The 15,447-nt window shown below is 60.5% G+C and carries 12 protein-coding genes; 6 read left to right on the forward strand and 6 right to left on the reverse strand.

The annotated features are described in order from the left end of the window. Positions 1-36 precede the first annotated feature (36 nt). Positions 37-1,869 (reverse strand): aspartate--tRNA ligase, encoded by a 1,833-nt coding sequence (aspS, locus tag U1A53_RS21455; RefSeq protein ID WP_322283906.1) that lies wholly within the window; start codon positions 1,867-1,869, stop codon positions 37-39. 111 nt (positions 1,870-1,980) lie between these two features. On the opposite strand from aspS, the gene U1A53_RS21460 reads away from it, so the two are divergent. The 5 genes from U1A53_RS21460 to U1A53_RS21480 all read left to right on the forward strand — a co-directional run bounded on the left by U1A53_RS21460 (position 1,981) and on the right by U1A53_RS21480 (position 7,961). Continuing rightward, positions 1,981-2,640 carry a carboxypeptidase regulatory-like domain-containing protein gene (locus U1A53_RS21460; protein WP_322283907.1) on the forward strand — a complete coding sequence of 220 codons (660 nt, stop codon included), beginning with the start codon at positions 1,981-1,983 and terminating at the stop codon, positions 2,638-2,640. Positions 2,641-2,653: 13 nt separating this feature from the next. Beyond that, the gene (locus U1A53_RS21465) at positions 2,654-4,417 is read left to right on the forward strand and encodes an adenylate/guanylate cyclase domain-containing protein (RefSeq protein ID WP_322283908.1); all 1,764 of its coding nucleotides are present in this window, start codon (positions 2,654-2,656) and stop codon (positions 4,415-4,417) included. 20 nt (positions 4,418-4,437) lie between these two features. Continuing rightward, positions 4,438-5,619 (forward strand): hypothetical protein, encoded by a 1,182-nt coding sequence (locus U1A53_RS21470; protein ID WP_322283909.1) that lies wholly within the window; start codon positions 4,438-4,440, stop codon positions 5,617-5,619. Between the two features lie 45 nt (positions 5,620-5,664). Further along, positions 5,665-7,143 carry a sulfatase gene (locus U1A53_RS21475; RefSeq protein WP_322283910.1) on the forward strand — a complete coding sequence of 493 codons (1,479 nt, stop codon included), beginning with the start codon at positions 5,665-5,667 and terminating at the stop codon, positions 7,141-7,143. Between the two features lie 221 nt (positions 7,144-7,364). Next, on the forward strand, positions 7,365-7,961 hold the full coding sequence (locus tag U1A53_RS21480; protein WP_322283911.1) for a sigma-70 family RNA polymerase sigma factor: 597 nt from the start codon (positions 7,365-7,367) through the stop codon (positions 7,959-7,961). A gap of 55 nt (positions 7,962-8,016) precedes the next feature. Here the strand turns inward: U1A53_RS21480 and dtd are convergent, their stop codons facing one another. From dtd to U1A53_RS21495, 3 genes are read right to left on the reverse strand one after another with little or no spacing between them, the layout of a single operon-like run. Further along, positions 8,017-8,469 carry a D-aminoacyl-tRNA deacylase gene (dtd, locus tag U1A53_RS21485; protein ID WP_322283912.1) on the reverse strand — a complete coding sequence of 151 codons (453 nt, stop codon included), beginning with the start codon at positions 8,467-8,469 and terminating at the stop codon, positions 8,017-8,019. 4 nt (positions 8,470-8,473) lie between these two features. Then, on the reverse strand, positions 8,474-9,397 hold the full coding sequence (locus U1A53_RS21490) for an amidohydrolase family protein (protein ID WP_322283913.1): 924 nt from the start codon (positions 9,395-9,397) through the stop codon (positions 8,474-8,476). A 12-nt stretch (positions 9,398-9,409) separates the two neighbouring features. Continuing rightward, positions 9,410-10,642 (reverse strand): thymidine phosphorylase, encoded by a 1,233-nt coding sequence (locus U1A53_RS21495; protein WP_322283914.1) that lies wholly within the window; start codon positions 10,640-10,642, stop codon positions 9,410-9,412. Positions 10,643-10,717: 75 nt separating this feature from the next. Here U1A53_RS21495 and U1A53_RS21500 point away from each other — a divergent pair, with 75 nt between their 5' ends. Continuing rightward, positions 10,718-13,147, forward strand: coding sequence for a PSD1 and planctomycete cytochrome C domain-containing protein (locus U1A53_RS21500; protein ID WP_322283915.1), 2,430 nt, complete (start codon positions 10,718-10,720; stop codon positions 13,145-13,147). 6 nt (positions 13,148-13,153) lie between these two features. On the opposite strand, the gene U1A53_RS21505 is transcribed toward U1A53_RS21500, so the two are convergent. Then, on the reverse strand, positions 13,154-13,930 hold the full coding sequence (locus tag U1A53_RS21505) for a hypothetical protein (protein ID WP_322283916.1): 777 nt from the start codon (positions 13,928-13,930) through the stop codon (positions 13,154-13,156). A 59-nt stretch (positions 13,931-13,989) separates the two neighbouring features. Further along, positions 13,990-15,399, reverse strand: a complete 1,410-nt coding sequence (gene pyk / locus U1A53_RS21510; RefSeq protein ID WP_322283917.1) for a pyruvate kinase — start codon at positions 15,397-15,399, stop codon at positions 13,990-13,992. Positions 15,400-15,447 lie beyond the last annotated feature (48 nt).

The raw sequence follows: 15,447 nt of genomic DNA on the forward strand, positions 1-15,447 counted from the left end.
AGGCTGGAAGCCCCGGTCCATTGACAGCCTGGAAGGCTATCCTCCGATGGGAGCAGCAGCCTCCGGCTTCTTCTCCTTGAAGGTGCTCTGGATGTAAATCTCGCGGAGCGTCTTGAAGTCGATGGTCGTCGGGCTGTCAGTCATCAGGTCGGCGCCTTTGTTGTTCTTCGGGAAGGCGATGACTTCGCGGATGCTGTCCTCGCCGCTGACGAGCATGGCGACGCGGTCGAGGCCGAGGGCGAGGCCGCCGTGAGGCGGAGCGCCGAAGCGGAAGGCGTCGAGGAGATGGCCGAATTTATGCGCCTGTTCTTCCTCGTTCACGCCGAGGACGCTGAACATCTTGGCTTGCAGATCCTTCTCGTGGATTCGGATGGAGCCGCCGCCTAGTTCGTAGCCGTTGAGGACCACGTCGTAGGCTTCGGCGCGGACTTTGGCGTATTCACCGGCTTCCATGAGCGGGATGTCCTCCGTTTTCGGGCGGGTGAAAGGGTGATGCACGGCCACCCAGCTCTGCGTTTCGGCGTCGTGGGCCAGGAGCGGGAAATCGACGACCCAGAGGAAGTTGAAGGCGGTGCTGCCCTTCGTGAGTTCGGTCATGTTCGCGATCTCGACGCGGACGCGACCGAGAATGTCACACGCTTCCTGCCAGGTGCCGGCGTAGAAGAAGATGAGGTCGTTTTCTTCGACCTTGAGCTTGGCGATGAGCGCCTGCTGTTCCTCGGGGCTGAAGAATTTCCACAGCGGGGACTTGTACTCGAGCACGCCATTCGCATCGCGCTCCACCTTGATGAAGGCGAGTTGCTTCACCTTCATGCCCGCCTGCGTGGCGATCTCGTTCAAACGGATCATCTGACCCGTGGTGATGCCGGCGAAACCCTTCACGTTGATGGAGCGCACGACGCCACCGCCTTCGATGGTGCTGCGGAAGATTTTGAAGCCGCTGCTGGCAAAGACATCGGCCATATCGACGATCTCGTTGCCATAGCGTGTGTCGGGCTTGTCAGAGCCGTAGCGGTCCATCGCTTCCTGATACGTCATGATCGGGAAGGGCAGGGGAATGTCGCGTCCGGTGCCAGATTTGAACATGCTGGCGAGCAGGCCTTCAACGAGCGTGATGATGTCGTTGCGCTCGATGAAACTGGCCTCGATGTCAATCTGCGTGAACTCGGGCTGGCGGTCAGCGCGCAGGTCTTCATCGCGGAAACAGCGGGCAATTTGAAAGTAGCGCTCCAGGCCAGCGACCATGAGAAGCTGCTTATACTGCTGCGGGGCCTGCGGCAGCGCATAGAACTTGCCGGGATTCAAACGGGCGGGCACGAGGAAGTCACGGGCGCCTTCGGGCGTCGGGTTGCTCAAAATCGGCGTTTCGACTTCCACGAAGCCAGCGGCGTCGAGATAGTTGCGCGCAGAGTTGGTGATCTTGTGACGCGTGCGGATGTTCCGGTTCATGCGCTCGCGGCGCAGGTCGAGGTAGCGGTATTTCATCCGCAAATCCTCGTTGGAAAGCTCCCGGTCGAGGTGGAAGGGCAGCACGTCGGCCTTGTTGAGCACTTTGCATTCGGTGGCGACGATTTCGACATCACCCGTCGGCAGTTTGGCGTTTTCCGTGCCTGCGACACGCGCGGCGACCTTGCCGGTGATCTGCAGCACGTCCTCGTCACGCAAGGTGTGGCTCTGCGCGGCCAGTTCAGCATTCTCCTCGGGGCGGAAGACCACCTGTGTCAGTCCTTCGCGATCGCGCAGGTCAATGAAGATGACGCCGCCGTGGTCGCGGGCCGAATTCACCCAGCCACAGAGCGTGACGGTCTGGCCGATGTGCTCTGAGCGGACGGCGTTGCAGTGAAGGGTGCGGAAGATGTTCGGGATCATGGCGGAAAAAGGGCGCGTAGAGTCGGCGGATTCGGCCTGGGTGCAAGGGGGAAGGCATGGCCGAAAAACGCTCTGGCATGGATCGTGCGGCTTTGTTAGTCTGGTCCGGTCATGACGCGCTTTTTCATTCACACTTTGCTCCTGGCTGCCTGCACAGGCACTTTGCATGCGCAGGGCGGCATCGAAGGCGCGGTGACACTGACCGGCAGGCCGATGGGACCGCCGCCGACGGCGCACTATGCGCTGAACGCGGGCCAGGTGGCTGCCTCGCCGAAACAACTGGCCGTGGTCTATCTCGAAGTGCCGGGTGCCAAACAACAACCGCCGGGGCAGCCGCTGGTGATGGTGCAGCGCGGCTACCAGTTTGCGCCGGGCGTGCTGGCGGTGCAGACCGGCACGCAGGTGGTGTTTCCGAACAACGACAGCGACTATCACAACGTCTTTTCATTCTCGAAGACGAAGCGCTTCGACCTGGGGCGCTTTCGCAAAGACGAAACGCCGCCCGCGCTGACCTTCGACAAGGCGGGCGTGGTGCGGCTCTACTGCGAAATTCATCAGCACATGCGCGGCGTCATTCTCGTGCTCGACACACCGCACTTTGCCATCACGGACGCGGACGGGCGCTACCGGCTCAGCGGCCTGCCCGCCGGCACCTGGCAGCTCAAGGCCTGGCTGGATGAAAAAACCACCATCATGCAGGATGTGACGGTGACGCCGGGCAAAACGCTGCGCGTGGATTTTGCCGGCGTGCGCACCGCCAGCACCCGCTGAACCGCCACCCGCGATGCCCGCGCTCACTTTCCGCACGAAGCTGATCCTGGCGATGTCGCTCACTGTCGCCGCCGTGACAGGTTCGACGCTCTACATGACACAGCAGCGCGTGCAGGCGGCGTATCAGCGCCAGTTTGAGGAGCAGTTCCGCCTGCAGCTCACCTTTTTCAGCGAACGCCGCGTGCAGCAGCTCGGCGAGATCGCGAAACGCTGCCAGCGAGTGACGGAGTCCGTGCGCATCACCTCCGCGCTCGAAGAAGCGCTCATGGAGGACGACCCCGATCTCTTTTACGACAATCTTGACACCGAGATCGCGTTGCTGACCGCTTCTGCCGACAATCCTTCGATCACGGTGATTGATCCGATGGGCCGTGCGCTCGTGCCGAAGAAAACGCGGGCGTATTTTCTGCCGCAAGGCACGGGCGATGGCCGCACCAGTCCGCTGGGCCGGCTGGTGGTGCGCATGTCGGCAGGCGAACGCAGGCAGCAGGAGATCGGCTATCTCACAGTGGCGGATGGCACGCTGAGCGAGTTCATCGTCACCACGCTGATCAATCAGGCCACCGACGATGTGCTCGGCGCTTTGGTGATGGCGTTTCCTCTCAGTGACCAAGGCGAGCGCGCGATGCATGAATCCAGCCGGCAGGCGCTGCTCAGCGGCATCTGGCTGGACGGGCTCATCCATTCGCAGACCATTCCCGCCGCGATGCATGACCTGCTGGCAAAGCGTGTGGCGGCAGAACTTAAAAACACCTCCAGCGGCACCAGCCGCGAGACGATTCGTGTCGCGGACATGCCGCACTTGCTGTTTCACCGTGTGTTGAATCCAGGATCGCTGTTTCCACCGGCGGCTCAGGTGGGCCTGTATTCGATGGCGGAGGCGGTGCGCGAGCAGCAGCAGCTTCGTGCGCGCATTCTTGGTTTCGGTGCTGCAGCGCTCCTCGGCGGTATGGCGTTGATCTTGTATCTCTCGCATGGCTTCAGCCGTCCCATTGAAGCACTGGCCGCTGGAACTCGGCGCATTGCGGCGGGTGATTTCGAGGTGCGTGTTCCGGTGCGCGGGCGCGATGAACTCGGCGCACTGGCGGCGTCGTTCAATGAGATGGCCGTCGAGCTTGCGCAAAAGGAACGTTACAAACTGCTGCTCGCGCAGGTGAGTGATCCGCAGGTGGCGGACGCGTTGATGCATGGCCGCGTGGCATTGGGTGGCGAGGTGCGGCATGCCAGCGTGCTGTTTTGCGACATCCGCGGTTTCACCGCGCTCACCGAGGGCATGCCGCCGCAGGAAGTCATCGCCATGCTGAACGAGCACATGACCGCGATGACGCGCGTCGTTCACGCACACCACGGCGTGGTGGACAAATTTGTCGGCGATCTGATCATGGCGATCTTTGGCGCGCCGAAAAGCTACGGCGATGACACGCGGCTGGCGGTGGATTGTGCGCTGGAGATGCTCGCGGTGCGGCGGAAGTTGAATGCAGCGGCCAAACAGCGCATCGAGATGGGCATTGGTGTCGCCACGGGTGAGATGGTGGCCGGCTGCATGGGTTCTGACGACCGACTGAACTACACCGTGCTCGGCGAACGCGTGAACCTGGCCTCGCGCCTGTGCTCGAAGGCTGGCGCCGCCGAATTGTTCATCGACGAGGCCACGCACGCGGCGCTGAACGGCATTTTTACGGCGGAGCCAGTGGAGCCGATGCCGCTGAAGGGCTTTAGCCAGCCGGTGGCGGCGTTTCGATTGAGTCTTGCCGAAACGACCGGCCCTGTTGCATGATGTGCATGTCATTTTCCCGCATGAAACACTGCCTTGCACTCCTTCTCCTCGCTGCTCCGGCATGGGCCGTCGAACTGCTGCCGCGTGACTGGCCGGTACAGGCGAGCTTGAGCGGGCGCATCGACATGGAGAGCTATTTGTCCGACGGAGCGCCGCCTGCGCTGCTGTTTTCCGATGACGAGCTGTTTTTTAATCCGCGTGTGTCGTTGTTTGCTGACGTGCATTTCGGCAGCCATTGGTATGCGTTTGCACAGGCGCGGTTTGACCGTGGTTTCGATCCTGGCTTGAATGCGGGCGGCAAGGGCCGGATCGATGAGTATTTCCTGCGCTGGACGCCGCTGGATGCGCCGGTGATCAACCTTCAAGCCGGCAAATTTGCCACGGTGTTTGGGAACTGGGTGCAGCGGCACCTCGCGTGGGACAATCCGTTCATCACCGCCCCGCTGGCGTATGAAAACGTGCTCATCATGACGGATCGCACCGCTCCGGCTGGTGCGGGAGGTTTTCTCGGTCGGCGCAATCGCACGGACACGAAGGGAAGCTGGCTGCCGGTGATCTGGGGGCCGTCGTATGCCACGGGTGCGTCGGTGTTTGGCCGCATCGAGCGGTTTGATTATGCCTTTGAAATCAAGAACGCCAGCCTCTCGTCGCGTCCCACGGCTTGGCGTGCTGATGAAGTGGGCTTCAATGCGCCGACCTACAGCGGTCGTCTCGGTTTCCGTCCCGATGCCGCATGGAACCTCGGCATCAGCGGCAGCACTGGCGCCTACATGATCGGAGAACCGACGCCGGGGCTGCCCGCAGGCTCGGAGCGCGATGACTACCAGCAAAGCACGCTCGGCTTTGATGTGAGCTATGCCCACGGTCATCTGCAACTGTGGAGCGAGGTGATTCTCTCCCGTTTCGAGGTGCCAAATGTCGGCAACGCCGATTCGCTCTCTTATTTCATCGAGGCGAAGTACAAGTTCACCGAAAGCCTGTTCGCCGCGCTGCGCTGGAACCAGCAGTTTTTTGACACTGTGCCGAATGGTGCCGGAGGTAACGCCACCTGGGAATCGCGCATCATGCGCATCGACACGGCGGTGGGTTATCGCTTCAACCGCAGCCTCCAGCTCAAGCTGCAATACAGTTACGGCCACGAAAACAGCCCCGCCGAAAACGCCGAGCACCTGCTGGCCACGCAGTTGACGTGGCGGTTTTGAATCAAGCGGGCAAGGTGGCCGGCGAATGTGTCGTTACCTGCGGCCATGATTCGAATCCTGCCTGCGTTCTTTTTTCTGACGGTCGTGCTCCACGCCGCTGAGAAACCCAATGTGATCTTTCTCCTCGCCGATGATCTTGGCCGGCAGGATCTCGGCTGTTACGGCAGCACCTTTTACGAGACGCCGAATCTGGATCGCATTGCGAAGGAAGGGGCTCTTTTCACCAATGGTTATGCGGCTTGCCCCGTGTGTTCGCCCACACGTGCGGCGGTGCAAACCGGTCGCTGGCCACAGCGCACGGGCGTGACGGACTACATCGGTGCCGCGATGAAGCCCGAGCTTTGGAAGCGCAATACGTTGCTGCTGCCGGCACCGTATACTGATCGCCTCGCGCACGAGGAGGTGACGATGGGCGAGATGATGAAGAGCTCGGGTTACGCCACCTTCTTCGCCGGGAAGTGGCATCTCGGGCCAGAAGGTTACTGGCCGGAGAATCAGGGCTACGACAGCAACATGGGTGGCGTGGATCGCGGTGGTCCTTATGGCCCTGGGAAGTATTTCACGCCCTACAATAACCCGCGTCTGCCAGACGGCCCGCCGGGCGAGCACTTGCCGGACCGGCTGGCGACTGAGACCTGCAAGTTCATCGAAGCGAACAAGAACAAGCCCTTCTTCGCCTGCTACTCCTTTTATGACGTTCACACGCCGCTGAACGCCCGCGCTGATTTGACGGCCAAGTATGAAGAAAAACGCAAGAAACTCGGGCTTGAGCCGAAGTTTGGCCGTGAGGAGCCGCGCGATGTGCGTCTCGTCCAAGAACACGCCGTCTATGCCGCGATGGTCGAGGCCATGGATCTTGCTGTGGGCAAGATTTTGTCGAAGCTCGACGAACTCGATCTCGCCAAGAACACGCTGATCATTTTCACCTCCGACAACGGCGGTCTGAGCACCAGCGAAGGTTCACCCACCTCGAATCTCCCGCTGCGAGGTGGCAAAGGCTGGCTCTACGAAGGTGGCATTCGCGAACCGCTGCTCATCCGCTGGCCCGCCGTGCTCAAAGCTGGACAAACCATCGACACGCCCGTGTGCAGCCCGGATTACTTCGCCACGCTGATGGATGTCGCTGGTGGCAAAACGACCACCAAAGTCGACGGCGTGAGCCTACGCCCGCTGCTCGAAGGCAAGGGCGACCTGCCGGAGCGGTCACTCTGCTGGCACTACCCGCACTACGGCAATCAAGGCGGTGCGCCGGGGGCTGCGATTCGCCGGGGCGACTGGAAACTCATCCAGTGGTTCGAGAAACCCGACGAGCCTGAGCTCTACAACCTGCGCGATGACTTGAGCGAAACGAAGAATCTCGCCACGCAGGAGCCGAAGCGTGTCAAAACACTGCTCGCCGAGCTGCAAGCCTGGCAAAAAGATGTCGGGGCTCTCCTGCCCGTAAAAAACACCGCCTACAACCCGGCCCAGCCCAATGGCCGCATCGCGGCGAATCCAGCGAAGGGCGCGAAGAAGAAAAAATAACCCCAGCCAGCTTGAGGGGACGGTGACTGAGAAAGAGGGCCGCTTGCAATTTTTTTTCCGGCCTTTTCCCGGTTGAATTACGATTGAAGGTTGTCTAGCACGGTCAAGGATGTTCTAAAACATAGACAAAAATTTCACAAACTTCGACAAATTGAAACAAAACTTTGACGAAATGGCTTTTTGTCGCAATTATCCTCCTCATAACCACTAACCCACCTGCCATGACTGCCATCGCCCCCTCCACCGAAGTGGATCTCACGGTTGAAGAAGACATCCGCCTGCTGAAGCGGATCGCCGAGCGTGATGCGGCCAGCTTCCAAGCCTTCTACAAGAAGTACAGCGGCCTCATTTTCGCCTCGATTTCCAACGTCCTGAACGACCACCACGACACCGAAGACGTGATGCAAGAGGTGCTGGTTCAAGTCTGGAACAAGGCCCATCTCTACGAATCTCGGAAAGGCAAGCCTCTCACCTGGCTCACCACCTTGGCCCGCAATCGTGCCATTGACCGCATCCGCTCCAAACAGCGACGCTCCAGGCTCAATGACGACTTCGAGACCGAAAACAAGAAGGATCAGTTCGAGTTTGAGCCTTCAGGTCATGAAAACCTCGAGTTCAAAGAGCGCGACGGCATCCTGCACCAAGCCGTCTCCCGCCTCACACCCGACCAGCGCGAAGCCATTGAGCTGACTTATTTCAACGGCCTCACTCAGGCCGAGGTGGCCGAGCGTCTGCACGAACCTCTAGGCACCATCAAGGCGCGTATCCGTCGTGGTGTGAATCGCCTCGAAATGCTCGTGAAGCCGCGCCTTTCCTGATTTTACCCCTCAGAACCAAATGCGAAGGGCGGACTCCGGTCCGCCCTTTGTTTTTTTATTCACGCGCCCGTGAGTCGAGGCAGATCGTCACCGGGCCGTCGTTGATCAGCGCCACTTTCATGTCCGCGCCGAAGATGCCGCGTGCTACCGGCTTGCCAATCTCCACTTCCAGCATCGTCAAAAACTGTTCGTAGAGCGGAATCGCGTGCTCAGGACGTGCCGCGCGGATGAAACTGGGCCGGTTGCCCTTCTTCGTGCTCGCATGCAGCGTGAACTGGCTCACGACGAGCAACTCGCCACCGATGTCCTTCACGCAGAGGTTCATCTTGCCTTCCGCATCGCCGAAGATGCGCATCTGTGTCACCTTCTGCGTTAACCAGGCTGCATCATCCGCCGTGTCATCGCTTTCAATGCCGGCGAGAATGAGCAAACCGGCGCCAATCTGGCCGGTGATTTGATTGTCGACGGCTACGGAGGCGGAAGAGACGCGTTGGAGGACGAGGCGCATGCGGTTACTGGCGTTCGATCCAGCGATACGCGGTCAGCGAGTTCTTCCAGAAGTACTTCTCGCAGGCTTCGGGGCCTTTGGCGCGGAAGTATTCGTCCACGATCTTGAACAAGACCTCGTAGGGCGCTCCACGGTCGGAAACCGGCCAGTCGCTGCCGTAGATGAGGCGGTCGGGGCCGAAGGTTTCCCAGAGGTGATCGAGAATGGGCAGGTAGTAGGCTGTGTCGCGCGGAGCTTGGCCGTCGGGCCATTGCTTCTGCTCGACGAGGGCGGAGACCTTCATGAAGACGTTCGGCTGCTTGGCAACGGTGCGGATGTTGTCCTTCCACTCAGGACGCAGGGCCTGCGGATCGCCAGGAGCACCGAGGTGATTGATGAGGACACGTAGATCGGGAATATCGGCGGCGAGTTTGGCGGCGTGCGGCAGATAAGCTGGGGGTCCGTTCAAATCGAGTTCGAGGCCGTGCTCGGCCAGCAGTTTGGCCCCTGCGAGCACGGATTCGCGTTTCGCCTCGTCGAGCAGGAAATTGCCACTCCAGCGGATGCCACGGAATATCGGATTGGCGGCGAAACGTTTCAAGTTCGCGGCAAACTCCGCTCCAGGATCGAGATGACCGACGAAACCGACGATGGACTTCTCTTTCGCTGCGAGATCGAGAATCCACTGGTTGTCTTCCACCAGCGGACTGGCCTCGACGATGACCGTTTCTTTGACGCCATGCGGTGCTGCGACGGCAAGCCAGTCGGCAGGCAGCACGGTGCGGTAGAGTTTGGACCCTTTGCCGGGCCACGGAACGCCGCTGGGACGCGTGGGATCGTAGAAATGCGTGTGCGTGTCGATGATGCGCGTCGCTGGTGGTGCGGCCTGGGCAGGTTCATGGATCAGGGCGGCTGCGGCGGTGGTCTGGAGGAAACGGCGGCGGTTCATGAGAGGGAAACGTCAAATGACATCGATGTGCTGCGGCAAAACGTCGAGGGCGCGTGCCAGCGCGGCCTTGGTTCGTGCATGAACGCGCAGCAGCACATCGCCAGAACGCACTAGAGTGCCAGTCTTGGCGATTTGATCGCAGCCGACGGCGAAATCGACGGGATCGGCGGCTTTGGATCGGCCGGCGCCGAGTTCGAGGACGACTTGGCCGATGCCACCGGCGTCCATGCGATGCAGCACGCCACTCTTGTCGGCTTTGAACTCGCCGATGAACGGAGCGCGATGCACGGTGGTGATTTTTTCGAGTGATTCAACGCTGCCGCCTTGCAAGGCGACCATCTGCTGGAATTTGGCCCAGGCATCGCCGCGATGGAGCATCTTTTGCAGATCAACGCGTGGTGAAACGGCCACGGCGGAGGCGAGATCGAGCACAATGTCCTCCAAATCCTGCGGGCCTTCGCCTTTGAGGCAGCGCACGCATTCAGCGACCTCCAGCGCGTTGCCGACAGATTCGCCGGTGGGTTCGTTCATGGCGCTCAATCGCACACTGGAGCGCACGCCGAGCGCATTGCCGACGCGGACCATGCTTTGCGCGAGTTCATGCGCCTGCGCCTCGGCCTTCATGAAGGCACCGCTGCCGTATTTCACATCAAGCACGAGGCGGTTGAGGCCTTCGGCGAGTTTTTTGCTCATGATGCTCGCGGTGATGAGCGGGATGCTCGGCACGGTGCCGGTGACATCGCGCAGCGCGTAGAGTTTTTTGTCGGCAGGGCAGATGCCCGCCGTTTGGCCGATCATGGCGCAGCCGACCTGGTCGATAACACTGTGGATTTCCACTTCGTTGAGCTGCGTGCGGAAGCCGGGGATGCTTTCGAGCTTGTCGAGCGTGCCGCCGGTGATGCCGAGGCCGCGGCCGGAGATCATGGGCACCCAGACGCCGTCGCAGGCGAGCAGTGGTGCGAGGACAAGCGAGGTTTTGTCGCCAATGCCGCCGGTGCTGTGTTTATCGACGCGGATGGGATCGTCGTCGTTCCACGCGAGCATGGTGCCGCTGTGCAGCATCGCGTTGGTAAGAGCGGCGGTTTCCTCCGGCGTCATACCACGGAAGAAGATGGCCATCGCCAGCGAACTCATCTGATACTCCGGCATGTCGCCACGCGTGAACGCGGCGATGATGGCGTGGATTTCCTCATCGCTGAGGACTCCGCCGTCGCGCTTGCGCTCGATGAGGGTCGGGATGTGCATGGAGCATGCTAGGTTCGGCCATGCATGCTTGGCAACAGTGAACCTGATGGCTTCGTATTGTTTCCGCCTCCAATCATGCGTCTTCTTTGCATCCTCATCAGTTTCGGCTCCGCGCTTTCAGCAGCGACGATTGATTTCTCGCGGGACATTCAGCCGATCCTCTCGGAGAACTGCTATCATTGCCACGGTCAGGACGCGAACGAACGCAAAGGCGACCTGCGGCTGGATGTGGAGAAGGAGGCGAAGGCGACCAAGGCGGTCGTGGCGGGCAAAAGCCACGAAAGCTCGCTCATTGAGCGCATTTTCAGCACGGACCCGGATGAAGTGATGCCGACACCGAAAAGCAATCGCAAGCTGACCGAGGCGCAGAAGCAGCTTCTCAAACAGTGGATCGACCAAGGGGCGAAATGGGGCAGGCATTGGGCGTTTGAGCGAATCGAGCGGCCGAAGGTGCCTGCCAATGGCGCGAAGAACCCGATTGATGCCTTTGTGCGGGCGAAGCTGGCGGAGAAGGGGATGAAGCCATCGCCGAAGGCTGAGCCGGAGACGTTGCTGCGGCGCGTGTCGTTGGATTTGATCGGTTTGCCGCCGGATGGGAGGAATGGGATGGAGGAGAGCTATGAGCGTGCGGTGGAGCGATTGATGAGCAGTCCGCAGTTGGGCGAACGATGGGCGTGGGACTGGCTGGATGCGGCACGCTATGCGGATACAAACGGCTACCAAGGTGACCCCGAGCGCACGATGTGGCCGTGGCGTGACTGGGTGGTGAAGGCGATCAACGACAACATGCGCTACGACCAGTTCACGATCTGGCAGCTTGCGGGCGATCTGCTGCCGAAGGCGACGCAGGAGCAAAAACTGGCGACGGGATTCAATCGCAATCACATGATCAACGGTGAGGGCGGGCGCATCGCCGAGGAGACGCGGGTGGAGAACGTGATGGATCGTGTCGAGACAACCAGTACGGTGTGGCTGGGCCTGACGATGGGCTGCTCGAAGTGCCACGATCATAAATTCGACCCGCTGACGATGCGCGACTACTACGCGCTCTACGATGTCTTCAACCAAACGAGCGAGGACGGCAAAGGACGCAGCGGCCAGGCGGCTCCGGCGATGGATATTTCGACGCCAGCGGAGCTGGAGCGCGTGAAGAAGACCACTGCGAAGGTCGAACTTGCCGCCAAGGAGGTGGAGACGTTTGAACTGACGAAGTTTCCGCGTCCTGACGGCAAACCACTCACTGAATCCGATGCGATCAAGCTGCCGGGCAATCTGCCAAGTTACATTGCGAAGACGGAGCCGAAGAACCGTGGTGTCGATCCACTGCTGGAGGCGGTGAGTTATTTCAAGGAGAAGGATGCGGCCTATGCGAAGCTGCTGCAAAAGCTGTTGGCGGCGGTGCGGGAACGCGTCTCAGCCAGCAACAACGTCACCAAGGTCATGGTGATGGACACGCTGCCGCAGCTGCGTGAGACGTTCACGTTTGAGAAGGGCGCGTATGACAAGCCGACAACGACGAAGGTGAGTTTCAGTGTGCCAGCCAGCCTGCCGCCGATGCCAAAAGGCGCTCCGAACGATCGATTAGGCCTCGCACAATGGATCGTGAGCCGTGACAACCCGCTGACGGCGCGTGTGACGGTGAATCGCTTCTGGCAGGCTTTTTTCGGCGTGGGCTTGGTCAAAACGGCGGAAGATTTCGGCGTGCAGGGCGAAACGCCACTGCATCGCGAGCTGCTGGACTGGCTGGCGGCGGAATTCATCGAGAGTGGCTGGGATGTGAAGGCGCTGCTGCGGTTGATTGTGACGAGCGAAACCTACAAGCAGTCGTCGAAGGTGGCGGATGCGCAGATTGATCCTGAGAATCGTTATCTGGCGCGCGGCCCTCGTTTTCGCATGCCGTCGTGGATGATTCGTGATCAGGCGTTGTTTGTGTCCGGCTTGTTGAGGGAGCAACTCGGCGGACCTTCGGTGAAGCCATATCAGCCGGAGGGCATCTGGGAGGAGGCGACTTTTGGAAAGAAGAGCTACGTGCAGGATCACGGTGATGCGCTCTATCGACGCACGCTTTACACCTTTTGGAGGCGCATCGTGGGGCCGACGATGCTGTTCGACAACGCAGCACGGCAGGTGTGCGCGGTGAAAACAACGCGCACGAACACACCGCTGCAGGCGCTGGTGACATTGAACGACATCACCTACGTCGAGGCAGCGCGTGCGCTGGCGCAGCGGGTGTTGTCGGCACATCGTGGCAATGAGGACGCGGCGCTGGAGCAGGCGTTTCAGATGGTGACATGTCGAGCACCTGCCGGTGAGGAAAAGGCGTTGCTGAAATCTCAACTCGGCAAATTGCGGGTGCAGCAGGCTTCGGATCATGCCTCAGCTCTCAAGCTGCTTGCTGTCGGTGAGTCGAAGCGGGATGAGTCACTCGATGCTGTCGAGCATTCGGCATGGACGAGCCTGTGCCTCATGCTGCTGAACTTGGACGAAACAGTGACGAAGGAGTGAGCGACTTCAGAAGCTGATATAGCTCGTAGGCACCTGTGAATCAGGCTTGAGCTTGAAGTCGCGATCCACGATGCAAGGCACTTGCTCGAGGGCGATGAGTTCCTTGGTGAACTTGGCATTGGCGTCCGGACTGGCCTCCACAAACAGCACGTTGCCGGCGCTGTCGCGGATGATGAGAACGTAGCCGTAGTTTTTCACGCCATAAGGAGTGCCGATGCCCTGGCTGTAAGTGAGGCGGATGGGCGTTGTCGAGTGAACCATTTTCGACTGGGGGCGGATGCTGACCTCAAACACCTCTTTTTGCAGGACGATCAAATCATTGCCGGAGTCCCCGGTGTTTTTGCCGAGGGTGATGGCGAGGCCGGTGGCGTTTTGGAGGTCGCGCTGCACCTCGCGGTTGCTGAGGTTGAAGTTGTAGGAGAGCTCGATGACGCGTTCGCCGCCATCAGGCGGGCCGCGGTTGCTTTTGGAAGGCAGCGTCTGGCAGGCGAGGCTGTATTTCTGCACTGGAGCGGGAGCACTGGTCGTGGTGGGAGCGATAGATTTGTCCGGATTTTTCTCCATCCAGCCGAGGATGTAGGCGTTGTCCTCCTTGCAGAGCGTCTTGCGGTTCACGACGAGGGATTGCTCATCGTTCACGCGTCTCAAAGTGACACTGTCCCCAGCCACAGCGGTGATCTCCGCTTCCAGCAGTGTTCCAGCGAGGCTGACGAAGACACGCGTTTCGGCCAGCGCCAAAGGGGCGAGGATGACAGTCAGAAACAGCAGGCAGAGGGTGCGCATGATCGAGCTGTGGAGGATACGGCGTGGCACCGGCTAAATTGCAGGCCGGACGCGGGTGTTCAAGCCTCGCGCAGCAGAATGGCGTCGACATTGACACCGTCATAGAGGGCATCGCTGAGAATGACGAGGGGATCCCCCAACTTGATAAAGTTTTCTTTGCGCAGGAGATCGAGCGCATCGCGGATGCTGTCCTCAGGCTGGCCTTCGGTGAACTTGAGGACGAAGGGATGCACACCACGGGCGGTGACGAGGGTGCGGCTGACGTGCAGGTTCGGCGTGAAGGCGAAGATGGGGGCGAATTCGGGGCGCTGGTGTGCCAGCAGATGTGCCATGACTCCGCGAATGGTGAAGACGAGCAGCTTGCTGCCGGGGATGCTGTTGGCGAGCAGGATGGCGGCCTTGACGGTCTTGTGTTTGTTGGTTTTGAGCGGCGCATCGCTGGCGAAGCGGCCGGAGGGATACTTTTGCTCGATGCGGCGGATGACGGTGTCGAGCACCTCGACGCACTTGTCAGGATAGCGGCCCACGCTGGTTTCGCCGCTGAGCATGACGCAATCCACCTGCTCGATGACGGCGTTGAAGATGTCAGTGACCTCGGCACGGGTGGGCACGGGGTTTTCGATCATGCTCTCGAGCATCTGGGTGGCGACGATGACTTTGCGGCCATGGTAGGAGCAGCGTTCGACGATCTGGCGCTGGATGAGGGGCAGATCCTCGATGGGGCACTCGCTGCCGAGGTCGCCACGGGCGATCATGATGCCGCCGGAGGCCTCAACAAGGGCGTCGATGTTGTTGAGGGCCTGCTGGTTCTCGATCTTGGCGATGACGCGGGCTTTGCTGCGTTTTTGTTCGAGCAGGAGTTGGAGATGCTGGAGGTGGCCAGGTTCACGCGCAAAGCTCAGGGCGAAGAAATCGACCCCGAGATCGACCCCGAGATCGAGATCGGCATAATCTTTCTGCGTGAGCGGCGGCAGGCGCACGGGAACGCCGGGAAGATTGATGTGGCGGCGGGATTTCATCTCGCCTTTGGTCATGACGGTGCCGATGACGCGGGTGGTGGAGATTTCTGTGGCTTTGATCTGGATCATACCGCCATCGACCATGATGGTGTCACCGGCTTTGAGGTCCTTGCCGAGGTCAGGGTAGTTCACGCCGACGGAATACTGTGTGGTGGCCGTGATCTCGGGTTTGCAGCGGAATTCGACGGTGTCGCCGACCTGGAGCTGCCAGGGCTGCTCGACATCGCCGGTGCGGATGCTGGGGCCGGTGAGGTCCATGAGCACGGCGATCTCGCGTTTGGTGGCGGCGGCGGCTTCACGGACGCGGGCATAGACGGCGCGCACCCAGTCGTGCGAGGCGTGGCTCATGTTCAGACGGATGACGTCGGCGCCTTTGGCAATGAGGGTGGAAATGACTTCGGGGCTCTCGGTGGCAGGGCCGAGAGTGCAGAGAATTTTGGTTTTGCGCATGGAAGGCATGATGAGAGCAAGTGGCGGGCCAGCGGTGGCCCCTGTCTT

The organism is Prosthecobacter sp. (assembly GCF_034366625.1).
Classification (GTDB): domain Bacteria; phylum Verrucomicrobiota; class Verrucomicrobiia; order Verrucomicrobiales; family Verrucomicrobiaceae; genus Prosthecobacter.

What these genes read in the sequence shown, in the direction of transcription:
- aspS (WP_322283906.1), bottom strand. Translation starts at nt 1,869, where the DNA reads ATGATCCCGAACATCTTCCGCACCCTTCACTGCAACGCCGTCCGCTCA.
- U1A53_RS21460 (WP_322283907.1), top strand. Translation starts at nt 1,981, where the DNA reads ATGACGCGCTTTTTCATTCACACTTTGCTCCTGGCTGCCTGCACAGGC.
- U1A53_RS21465 (WP_322283908.1), top strand. Translation starts at nt 2,654, where the DNA reads ATGCCCGCGCTCACTTTCCGCACGAAGCTGATCCTGGCGATGTCGCTC.
- U1A53_RS21470 (WP_322283909.1), top strand. Translation starts at nt 4,438, where the DNA reads ATGAAACACTGCCTTGCACTCCTTCTCCTCGCTGCTCCGGCATGGGCC.
- U1A53_RS21475 (WP_322283910.1), top strand. Translation starts at nt 5,665, where the DNA reads ATGATTCGAATCCTGCCTGCGTTCTTTTTTCTGACGGTCGTGCTCCAC.
- U1A53_RS21480 (WP_322283911.1), top strand. Translation starts at nt 7,365, where the DNA reads ATGACTGCCATCGCCCCCTCCACCGAAGTGGATCTCACGGTTGAAGAA.
- dtd (WP_322283912.1), bottom strand. Translation starts at nt 8,469, where the DNA reads ATGCGCCTCGTCCTCCAACGCGTCTCTTCCGCCTCCGTAGCCGTCGAC.
- U1A53_RS21490 (WP_322283913.1), bottom strand. Translation starts at nt 9,397, where the DNA reads ATGAACCGCCGCCGTTTCCTCCAGACCACCGCCGCAGCCGCCCTGATC.
- U1A53_RS21495 (WP_322283914.1), bottom strand. Translation starts at nt 10,642, where the DNA reads ATGCACATCCCGACCCTCATCGAGCGCAAGCGCGACGGCGGAGTCCTC.
- U1A53_RS21500 (WP_322283915.1), top strand. Translation starts at nt 10,718, where the DNA reads ATGCGTCTTCTTTGCATCCTCATCAGTTTCGGCTCCGCGCTTTCAGCA.
- U1A53_RS21505 (WP_322283916.1), bottom strand. Translation starts at nt 13,930, where the DNA reads ATGCGCACCCTCTGCCTGCTGTTTCTGACTGTCATCCTCGCCCCTTTG.
- pyk (WP_322283917.1), bottom strand. Translation starts at nt 15,399, where the DNA reads ATGCGCAAAACCAAAATTCTCTGCACTCTCGGCCCTGCCACCGAGAGC.